We start from the raw sequence: 10,638 nt of genomic DNA, 5'->3' as shown, positions 1-10,638 counted from the left end.
TTTAGCCACCAAGGTTACCGGGGATAGCAATAATCGCTATCAACTTCTGGCCAATGGCACCATGCAATGGGGGCCAGGTAATGCCGCTGCCGATACTTTTATGTTGCGAGACTCAGCTGCAGGGACGTTGGCGGTGCAACCCAGTGCCAGTGCCACACCTGCTCAAGGATTGGTAAAAGTATATGCAACCGGCAGTACGGGCAGTATTTTAAATCTTAGAGTTTCGGGCGGCACCATTGCTTCGCCCACGGCTACCCCAACCGGCACAAATGGCATAGGCACTATGGCTTTTCACGGTTATACAGGCGCAGCCTACTCAGCAGGAACAAGCGGTTTGGTGGGCTACCAGACACAAACCTGGACAGGCTCTGCCCAAGGTGCAGATATTTTCTTCTATGTTACGGCTAACAATACGACCAGTACCTCATTTAAGAGACAGCCACCAGCTAAAATTAGTAGTGCCGGGCTTAGTATAGGGGCTGTGGGCGCGGCAGGTAATAATGAAAAGCTAAAAGTAAATCCCCACACAACTATCGATAATAATGCTGTGGTTATTCTTAATCCCAGCGCCACCACCGTAAAAGGAGCTGTTGTGCAGGCGGTGGGTGGGCAGTCAGTCAATATACAGGGATGGCAGGATAGCAACGGTGTTGCCATGTCGGCGATTGATTCCACTGGGCAACTTGTATTGGGTAATACCTCTGGTCAAGCCGGCTCAGTCACTTTTGTTAACGGCAGCGGCAGCACAAACACGGCACTTGCAACGGCAACACTGAGTGCGAGTAGAATCATTACTCTGCCAAACGAAACCGGCACGGTTTGTTTGCAAAGCTCTAGCAGTTGCGGATTTGCAATTGGTAGTGGTACTGCCTTCTTGCAGGGTGGTAACAGTTTTGGCACAATAGCTAGCTTGGGCACCATCGATACCACTACTAGTTCTTGCATAGGTACTTGTGGGCAACCTCTTAGTATTAAGACAGCCAATACAACCTACATTACGACCCAAAGCGATGTCCTTAACACAACTTTTAATTGTACTAATTCGGCTGCTCAACTATGTCAGTTGGTCGGACAAAACGGTGCTACCATATCAATTAAGGGCGCTGGCACAAACAGTGAGCATTTTGGTGCTAGTTCGGCATCGGCAGGTAATAGTGGGTTAGCATTTGGTAATAGCGCTAGTGCCGGCTTTGCTAGCTCAATCGCGATTGGCTTTGGAGCTAGCACCACTGCTGCTAATCAGCTGGTGGTGGGTGACAGCACTAACGGCAGCACCACCAATGCCATAACCAGTGTCTTTATTGGTGCGGGTGTTACAAATAGCAGCCCGGGTCTAGGGATAAATTATTCGGCAACGGGGGGTGGTGGCAGCAGCTGCTGGCGGTAGTATTGTTTTTCAAACGAGCCCTGCTAGCGGTGTTTCTAGCTCAACTGCCAACACGCTCACTACCTATTTCACACTCAATTCGGCTGGTGTGTTAACGGGCTCTAATAGCGCTACCATTAGTGTGCCTGGCACTAATGCTACCAACGAAAACTGGGGCTCAGGTGCTTCGGCATCATCAAGCAACACGTTGGCGGTTGGCAACGGTGCCTCTGTGGCCAGTGGCGGACTGTCAGATAGAACTACGGCTATTGGTCGATTAGCAACTGGTGTTGCTAATGCTCAAAATATTGTTCTATTTGGCTATAACGCTGTGGATACTGGCGCAGCTGATAACAATGTTATTTTTGGAGCTAACGCTAAAACAACCGGTTCTAATAGTGTTGTTTTTGGTCCAAGCACTAACGCCTCAGCAGGCAGTGTTATTATTGGCCAGGGGTCAACTAGCACCAACACAAATGTAATTGTATTTGGCGGCGGTCAATCTGGAGTAGCCTCCACCACTATGCTTATTGGTACATGGTAGAGGCACGGGTTCAGCCATTGGCGGGGCTATTAACTTCCAAACCTCTGCCGCTGGGGCTAGCGGCAGTACTTTACGCAGTCTTTCCACTGTAGCGAGCTTTGCTGGCGGTACCGGTTATGCCACCTTTCAGAATACTGCCAATACGAGCAGTAGTTTTACGGCGTTTCAGGTCTTAAGCGCCGGTGGACAACAATTATTTGGTGTCGACACTGGAGCCAACACCAACGTCGCCAAATTCACTGGTAGTAATGGCACCAATCAATGTACTGTGGCAGTCGGCACTGGCTGGTCTTGCTCCTCAGACGAGCGGCTCAAGACCAATATTGTTAGCCTAGATACGCTGGGGAGTCTCGAAAAGGTTGGTGCACTGCGACCAGTCACCTACAATTGGACGGCCGAAGCCAGTGGCGACCGAAGCTTACAATATGGCTTTATTGCTCAAGATGTCGAACAAATCTACCCCGAAGCTGTCAGCACCGACCCCACTACTGGGTACAAGATGATTAACCAGGGTAGATTACTAACCTTTACGATCATGGGCTTAAAAGACGCTGCTGGCAAGATAAACGCTCTGAACACTGCTATTAACACCTCAAACCCCAGTGCTTTAACCATTACCCAACCAGCCACTATTAGCAAAGGCCTAACTGTAACGGGTCCAACTACTGTAACGGATCCAACTACTTTGAGTGGTAATGTGCAGTTTAGCGGCGGAGCGGAGTTTGAGGGGGTGGTTAAATCTACCGGCCGGATAGAGTTAAGCAAAAATAATACTGGCTCAACCACAGTGCCGGCTGGTCAAACCACTACTCGTGTAGCGTTTATGAGCAACTTTGCTAGCGCTCCTAATATTGCTTTAACTCCTCACGACTTCTTGAATACCAAATATCGGGTAACCAATGTAACAAATGCTGGTTTTGAGATTGAGCTCTCTTCTGCCGAGCAGACCAACAAGTTATTTGATTGGCGGGCATTGTAGTTAGAGTTTGTACGCTCAATTAAAAAACAGCCCCACGTTGGTGTAACGTAGAGCGTCTTGTAAGTTCGCCCCGGGGAGGACCGGGTAGACAAGGAATGTCCACCCGGTCCTAATACCCCGTTGGCTATAACTGCTTAGGCGCCAGCTGACAGATGCGCTGCCAGCCGAGCCTTGAGCTCGACCACTACCGGGTTGTTGTCATCCCACCCGGGCTGACCGGCATAGCCGGTGACTGGGTTGGGAAGCAAGTTGACCAACTCGTACGGATCGTCGGTGAGGTTGTAAAGCTCACGTTCACCGCCGCGGTACTGCGTGTACTTGTAGCACGGGGTGCGCACCGCACAGTCATCGCGAACTAGGTCGAAGTCGTCCGCTGAGGCGCTGCTGGGCACCCCGTTTTGGCTGTACTGATCGGTTCGCCAACCAGTGGTGTCACCGCGCATCAGCTGCACAAACGAGCGCCCATCGGCGGGCAGAGCTGTGGTGAGGCCGGTCAGCTCCAGCAACGTCGGGTAGACATCAACATTGCTGATCATCCGATTCAGCGTGCCGCCGCTGGAGCCTGGCAACCGCAGCATTAGCGGATTGGTTAGGCATTCTTCGTAGGCACACTGCTTCTTGGACACCTTGTGCGAGCCGAGGCCCATACCGTTGTCGCCCATGAACAAGATGATGGTGTTATTGAGCTGGCCGGTGGCGGCCAAGTTGTTGTACAGCTTCTTGAACTCATTGTCCAAGCCCACTTGGCCTTTAACGGCCTCCTCGGCATTGCGGGAGCCAGCACAGGTGTTGTCTCGGATAAAGCTGGGCTTATCCGAATCATCGGTGTTCAGTGCTCCCTTGCAATTACCTTCGCGGTAGTTGGGCAGATTTGCCGGCGTGGTCCACCCGCCAATGTCGGTCGGGCCGCTTGCACCAAGATGCGGAGCATATGGTGCGTAGAAGGTGAACCACGGCCGTCCGGCCGCTTGCTGCTGGTTGATCCACTCGATGGCACGATCGCCGTACCAGTAACTCGACCAGGTCGAGTTACCGTTCTGTGCAACTGTGAACGGGCCAGTATCTTGGTCGCAGTAGTCGAAGTTGTAGCCCGACGGGGCTGCTCTGTCTACTACCCAGCGCTCCCAGCCGGATGGTATTGGCTTGGCACAAGAGCTACCTGGATAGCAGTTCTTGTACTTGCCGAAGTAGCCAGTGGCGTAGCCTGCAGTGCGCCATGGTTCGGGTAACTCGCCGGCTTTCTCTGCCACACAGACGCCATTGCCATACTGGCCAGTGTGGGCGATGGTTTGCCCGGTCAGGATCGATGTCCGATCGGGGCAGCAGAGCACTCCCTGGTAGCGAGTTTGGGTGGAGTTCCACCACGACCCACCTGGCTCCGAGGCCAGGAACTTCATGTAGGCATCGACTGTGTCGCAGCGTACCGGGTTCGGTCGAGCTGCAGTGGCGTGCTGATCGCAGCCTTGGTCGTCGGTGAGCATCACCAGCACGTTCATACCTTGGCCACTTGGCACAATTGGTGGAGCAGTTGTGGTGCTACTAGTGCTCGAGCTGGTGGTGGTGCTTGGGTCGGGCGGCAGAACGATGATTGGGTTGCATGCGGTTACGACCGCAATCATGATCAACACCAAGGCAAGGAGGTAATGAACCCCCGTTACCCGCTTGGATTGACTGGGCTTCATGAGGGTTCTCCCCCGGTAGATGGTTGTTTTTAAGTTTCCGCTTTTGCCGCCGCATAGGGTGGCATTGCTAGAGCTCATATTATAGTACCTAGGCAATAGAATGTCAATAATTCCATGCCTATCTCTTAAGCCCTAATTGGTTGACAGCTATCCTGGCCTTAGGTAATGTAGAGGGTATACTTGAAATATAATTAATAGAGGGTTTAAGCTGTAATGGAAAAACGATCTAAGAACACCAATATGGTGTTGATTATTGTTCTGGGTGTACTCATAGTCCTGCTAGGTGTGGCCTCGGTCTATTTTTACTTGCAATATCAAAAGATTAAACAAAATCCAAATGCTGTCGCACAACAAGAAACCGATGTGTTAGTTAAGCAGGTTGGCAAGCTCATAACCCTACCTACCGATGAGACGCCAACGGTAGCTACAATAGTTGACAAAGACAAGCTCAAAGATCAGCCGTTCTTTACCAATGCTCAAAATGGCGACAAGATTCTGATCTACACCAAAGCTAAAAAGGCGATTATTTACCGACCCAAAGACAACAAGCTAATTAATGTCGGCCCGATCGCGATTAACCAAAACGCTGTACCGGTAGCAATTGTGAATGCTGGTGGCGATGTAGGCAGTGTTCAGAATACCCTCTCGAGTAAACTAGCCAACGAGGTTAGTGTAACCGGCACCACCGATGCCAAGAATAAGGCCAACGTTAAGAGCCTAACGGTGGTCGATGTAAGTGGCCAGAACGGCCAGGTGGCTCAAGATGTAGCTGCGGCCATTGGCGCCACAGTCGGTGCCTTGCCAGCTGGTGAAGCTGCGCCCCAAGGTGCCAGCATAGTAGTGTTTGTAAAGTAATAGCACATTCTTATATATAATAAAGAGCCTCGTTCCAGAGGCTCTTTTGGTTTAGTAATTATCAACTAATTTGGTAGTATAAAGTATATGGAAAAACAGCCCAGTGTCCACGACTTAGAATCTAAAAACTCAGCAGACTTAGGCGGAGAGGCAAAAGCAGGAGCGCCTCGACCCGAACTTAAATTCTTTTACACTACCCATACCCCCGACAATGCTAAGACGGTTGCGGAATCCATAGAGCCGACCGATATCCTAATGCTTGAAGATATCAAGGATAGCCAACAAGAAAGGGGGGTGTATCAGAATGCTCTCAACGATATTCTAAGTGGCAGAAGGGAAACTGCCGAGAGGGGCGAAGATAACGAAGATGCAGCATTTGATTAAGTATTGGTTAAGAATCTTAGGGGAAAGGTAGGGCAAATTGTCTTAATCGATGTTAATTTGGACAGCCCAGAAATTGCCCGGCTAAAGGAACAACGTGATAATGCTGACAGCGAAATGTCGCAAGCCATGGGGGATTTTGAAGACCCAAATTCAATGGTTGCAAAGCTTTCAGATCTTGTTGAGACGACCGCCAAATATTATCTTGCACGCGACCAAACTGTTATAAGTCAGTTGCGAAACGAAATAGATGGTTCTCCAGACGCGCTGAAAATAAGCATTATTCAAGGTGGCGACCACACGGCATCATACCACCACTTTTCTACCGATTCTAGATATGAAACAAATAGAGAATTTCTTATGGGATTCGAAACTCCCTCAGATACACGCAATAAGGTGATATACCCATTATTTAGCGAGTTGGTACGCTCAAAGATTTTTAATACAGATGCGGAATTAGATATCACGACACTAAAACGCGACATAGTTGCGGTATATATCGATAGGATATTAACTCAAGGAAGTGTGCCTGATTTTGTTATAAGTACGAAGGTTAGAAGCTGGTCTGATGATCAAATCACAAGGATATTGGATGGGCTTCATCAGCTAGGCAGCCAGTTAACTGAGGCCGATAAAAAATCTTCTCTAAGCAGCGACAAGGTGAAAGCACTGCGCCAGTTCATCATTTCGGCTCTTACCAACAGCTAAACTAGAAAACTCTTTACAAACAGATTAAAACTTGCTATCATTGGAAAGATAATTTAGGTAATCACATATGAGCATGCAAACATCCCAAGGAGGCGCCCACGCTATAAGATAGCACTGGCAGTTGTTTGTTCGTATGTGGTCGCCCTAAAAAGTGACCATTTTTTGTTTCTTGACAGCCTAATATGTTATTTGGGTAAAAACGAGCAATTTAAAGCAGTTTAGTATTTCTAAATTGCTAGCTAATTGTAAAAGAAATGAAAAAAGTTACTTAAGAGCATATGATGAATGCCTTGACGTGTTGTGCTGATGAAGGACGCAGAAGGCGCGCGAAACGCCTCGGGGAGCTGCCAATCAAGCTTTGATCCGGGGGTATCCGAATGGGGGAACCCAATACGAGTTATGTCGTATTACTCACATCTGAATATATAGGGTGTGTAGAAGGCACCGGCCGAACTGAAACATCTTAGTAGGTCGAGGAAAAGAAAACAAACGTGAGTCCCTTAGTAGCGGCGAGCGAAACGGGATCAGCCAAAACTTAGTTCTTACCCAGCAATTTCTGTGTTTGTTAACGTGTTATACTTTTGAATCATGTACAGCGTATATGTTTTAAAGAATACGCAGACAAGTCAGTTTTATATTGGTCAAACAAACAATATAAAATGAAGACTATCTGAGCATCAGAATCGTGGCCCATGGAAACTCATATATTTTGAAGCTTACCGGACTCGATCTCAGGCTATGAGACGAGAACGGACTTTGAAAAACTATGGAACGACATGGACCCGTCTGAAACAGCGTATAGAACGAACTTAGAAATGGCTGGGGTTCCTTAGTAATAAGAACGAGGGTTGCGAGATTGCAGACGACCATTTAACACTGTGCAAATTTTGTGCCGTGTTAAATGCGACCATCGATAAGGATCGAATGGATAAAGTTACAAAACAGTATGATTATTGGAAGGCGCCTGGAAAGGACCACCACAGAGCGTGAAAGTCGCGTACATTAAAACCTACTGTCTTTATATCTGCTCTACTCAAGTAGGACGGGGCACGTGAAACCTTGTCTGAATCTGGGAGGACCACCTTCCAAGGCTAATTACACAACACGATCGATAGTGCACAAGTACCGTGAGGGAAAGGTGAAAAGAACCCCGCAAGGGGAGTGAAATAGAATCCTGAAATCATATGCTTACAATGAGTGGGAGCCGACTTGTTCGGTGACCGCGTGCTTTTTGTAGAACGATCCAGCGAGTTACTTTTCTAATGCAAGCTTAAGTCGCACCGCGACGGAGGCGTAGTGAAAGCGAGGGTTAATCGCCCGTCTTAGTATTAGGAAGTAGACCCGAAACCAGGTGACCTAACCATGGTCAGGCTGAAGCGTGGGTAAAACCACGTGGAGGGCCGAACCAGAGTATGTTGCAAAATGCTTGGATGAACTGTGGTTAGCGGAGAAATTCCAATCGAACCTGGAGATAGCTGGTTCTCCTCGAAATAGCTTTAGGGCTAGCGTCGTAAACTACCGTCTGGGGGTAGAGCACTGAATGGGTAGTGGGCACTTCGGTGTACCGCGCTCAATCAAACTCCGAATACCGGACGAGACTATTACGGCAGTCAGAACACGGGAGCTAAGTTCCGTGCTCAAAAGGGAAACAGCCCAGATCGCCATCTAAGGCCCCCAAGTCATAGCTAAGTGGGAAACGAGGTGAGATTGCATAAACAACCAGGATGTTGGCTTAGAAGCAGCCATGCATTTAAAGAGTGCGTAACAGCTCACTGGTCAATTGTGATCTTGCGCGGAAAATATAACGGGGCTGTAAGCTATGCGCCGAAGATGCGAATTCCATGCTTACGCATGGAGTGGTAGAGGAGCGTTGTGCGCGTGCTGAAGCTGTGGTGTAAACCATGGTGGAATGCGTACAAGTGAGAATGCTGGAATGAGTAACTATAAGGTAGGTGAGAATCCTACCCACCGTAAGACCAAGGTTTCCTGGGCCACGTTTATCGTCCCAGGGTTAGTCGGGCCTAAGCCGAGGCGAGTAGCGTAGGCGATGGACAACAGGTTGATATTCCTGTACCGGCATGGTTGTTCCCACACAAGACGCGGAGTGGTAGCGTGAGCGGATTTTTGGCTATATCCGTCCAAGCGCGTAGTCCCCGCCAATTTAGGGATTATAAAAATCTGTCAGTCTACATTATTGAAACATAATGATGACTTGGTAGTAAACATGATCTTTAAATTGGCGGGGGTGAAACGCAAATGAAACGAGTCTTAACGACTTGAATTCGCGCAAGCCAAACTGACTAGAAAATTGTGTGATTAATAAACCAGGCCGCCCGTACCGATAACCAACTCAGGTGGTCGGGTCGAGTAGACCAAGGTGCTCGGGAGAACCCTCGTTAAGGAACTCGGCAACAAAAGCGACCGTAACTTCGGGATAAGGTCTGCCCCGCCACATTGTTTACAATGTAGGCTGGTTGCTTAAGTTCAAAAACAAAATGCTTTTTGGACTGCAACTCCACACACTTTTGTAAATAGTGTGGCGGGGCCGCAGCAAAAGAGCCCATGCGACTGTTTACCAAAAACACAGGTCTGTGCGAACACGAAAGTGGATGTATACGGACTGACGCCTGCCCAGTGCCGGAAGGTTAAGGAGCGGTGTGCAAGCACCAAACTGAAGCCCCGGTGAACGGCGGCCCTAACTATAAGGGTCCTAAGGTAGCGAAATTCCTTGTCGGGTAAGTTCCGACCCGCACGAATGGCGTAACGATATGGGCACTGTCTCAACGAGGGACCCGGTGAAATTGCAATAGCGGTAAAGATGCCGTTTACCCGCACCAAGACGGAAAGACCCCGTGCAGCTTTACTACAGCTTGGCATTGAGTCTGGTTTTGTACTGTGTAGCATAGGTGGGAGACTTTGAAGTATGGGCGCTAGCCCGTATGGAGTCGTCAGTGAAATACCACCCTGTATATGACTTGGCTCTTACCGTGTCCGTCATCTGCCTATTCGGTTAAAAATCAATGGATTTTTAACCGTGCGCTCATCGGCAAAAGCCGACCCCAACAAAGTTGGGGCAAGTTCGCTGTTTAATCGCAGAAAGCAAGCGCAAGAACGAGTAAGTAGATGCCGGACACGGAACAGTGTCTGGTGGGTAGTTTAACTGGGGCGGTTGCCTCCTAAAGAGTAACGGAGGCGTTCAAAGGTTGGCTAGGTTCGGATGGAAATCGAACCGATAGTGTAAGAGCATAAGCCAGCTTGACTGCGAGGCCTACAAGCCAAGCAGGTACGAAAGTAGGATCTAGTGACCCACTATATTTAAAAGTGGAATTGATAGTGCTCAACGGATAAAAGTTACGCCGGGGATAACAGGCTTATAGCGCCCAATAGTTCACATAGACGGCGCTGTTTGGCACCTCGATGTCGGCTCGTCTCATCCTGGAGGGGCAGCACCTTCCAAGGGTATGGCTGTTCGCCATTTAAAGAGGTACGCGAGCTGGGTTCAGAACGTCGTGAGACAGTTCGGTCCCTATCTGGTGTGGGCGTTAGGAAATTTGCGAGGAGTTGCTCCTAGTACGAGAGGACCGGAGTGAACGAACCTCTGGTGTATCGGTTGTGCCGCCAGGCGCAGTGCCGAGTAGCTACGTTCGGACGGGATAAGCGCTGAAAGCATATAAGCGCGAAGCCTCCCTCAAGATTAGATTTCCCCATTAGACTCGCAGAAGACTACTGCGTTGATAGGCACCAGGTGTACGCACAGCAATGTGTTTAGCCGAGGTGTACTAATAGTCGATTGACTTTTTGTGTTTCTTTTTGCAAAGACACTGCTGCAAAACTTGCTTTCGAATTCAGGACAGAAGCGTTTTTGGCGAAAATTGATATATTTTGTAAGGCGTAGAGGTATCTACGTTGAGAAAAATATATTCAATTTGCAGTCGGAACGGACTATTCTGAAACGGAATGAAGTTTTGTGGCAGGGTCTTATAGCTAGCAATTTGGAGATATTTATTCTCCAGCAAGTTTATATCCAAATACAAATAAATACTTCGAATTTTCGAGGTAGCGGCTATATTTGTAGTCGTTTGCCTCGGAGATCCGATTTATTTTTAAACAACTAATTTGTTTA

General features: G+C 48.7%; 7 protein-coding genes and 1 rRNA gene. 7 read left to right on the top strand and 1 reads right to left on the bottom strand.

Annotated features, from left to right (window positions below; translation table 11 throughout):
- From HYX70_01770 to HYX70_01760, 3 genes are all read left to right on the top strand, one after another.
- Positions 1 to 1,387, top strand: a 1,387-nt coding sequence (locus HYX70_01770) for a hypothetical protein (protein MBI2798012.1), incomplete at its 5' end; no start/stop codon positions are given.
- The gene (locus tag HYX70_01765) at positions 1,365 to 1,910 is read left to right on the top strand and encodes a hypothetical protein (protein MBI2798011.1); all 546 of its coding nucleotides are present in this window, start codon (positions 1,365 to 1,367) and stop codon (positions 1,908 to 1,910) included. The genes HYX70_01770 and HYX70_01765, both read left to right, overlap by 23 nt.
- A complete protein-coding gene (locus HYX70_01760) occupies positions 1,897 to 2,889 on the top strand; it encodes a tail fiber domain-containing protein (GenBank protein MBI2798010.1) in 993 nt (330 codons plus the stop codon). Before HYX70_01765 ends, HYX70_01760 begins: the two co-directional genes overlap by 14 nt.
- 134 nt (positions 2,890 to 3,023) lie before the next feature.
- Here HYX70_01760 and HYX70_01755 read toward each other — a convergent pair whose 3' ends face one another.
- A complete protein-coding gene (locus HYX70_01755) occupies positions 3,024 to 4,571 on the bottom strand; it encodes a sulfatase-like hydrolase/transferase (protein ID MBI2798009.1) in 1,548 nt (515 codons plus the stop codon).
- A gap of 213 nt (positions 4,572 to 4,784) precedes the next feature.
- Here HYX70_01755 and HYX70_01750 point away from each other — a divergent pair, with 213 nt between their 5' ends.
- The 4 genes from HYX70_01750 (at position 4,785) to HYX70_01735 (ending at position 10,318) form a co-directional block, all read left to right on the top strand.
- The gene (locus tag HYX70_01750) at positions 4,785 to 5,426 is read left to right on the top strand and encodes a hypothetical protein (GenBank protein MBI2798008.1); all 642 of its coding nucleotides are present in this window, start codon (positions 4,785 to 4,787) and stop codon (positions 5,424 to 5,426) included.
- A gap of 87 nt (positions 5,427 to 5,513) precedes the next feature.
- Positions 5,514 to 5,810, top strand: a complete 297-nt coding sequence (locus tag HYX70_01745) for a hypothetical protein (GenBank protein MBI2798007.1) — start codon at positions 5,514 to 5,516, stop codon at positions 5,808 to 5,810.
- 3 nt (positions 5,811 to 5,813) lie between these two features.
- Positions 5,814 to 6,515 (top strand): hypothetical protein, encoded by a 702-nt coding sequence (locus HYX70_01740; GenBank protein MBI2798006.1) that lies wholly within the window; start codon positions 5,814 to 5,816, stop codon positions 6,513 to 6,515.
- Positions 6,516 to 6,776: 261 nt separating this feature from the next.
- A 23S ribosomal RNA gene (locus HYX70_01735) occupies positions 6,777 to 10,318 on the top strand.
- The last annotated feature ends 320 nt before the right edge of the window (positions 10,319 to 10,638 follow it).

Source organism: Candidatus Saccharibacteria bacterium, from assembly GCA_016191105.1.
Lineage (GTDB): Bacteria > Patescibacteriota > Saccharimonadia > CAILAD01 > BJGX01 > JACPPH01.
This window is presented reverse-complemented; position numbering and strand designations above follow the sequence as displayed.

Coding starts and splice junctions, on each gene's coding strand:
- HYX70_01755 (MBI2798009.1), bottom strand. CDS start 4,571: ATGAAGCCCAGTCAATCCAAGCGGGTAACGGGGGTTCATTACCTCCTT.
- HYX70_01750 (MBI2798008.1), top strand. CDS start 4,785: ATGGAAAAACGATCTAAGAACACCAATATGGTGTTGATTATTGTTCTG.
- HYX70_01745 (MBI2798007.1), top strand. CDS start 5,514: ATGGAAAAACAGCCCAGTGTCCACGACTTAGAATCTAAAAACTCAGCA.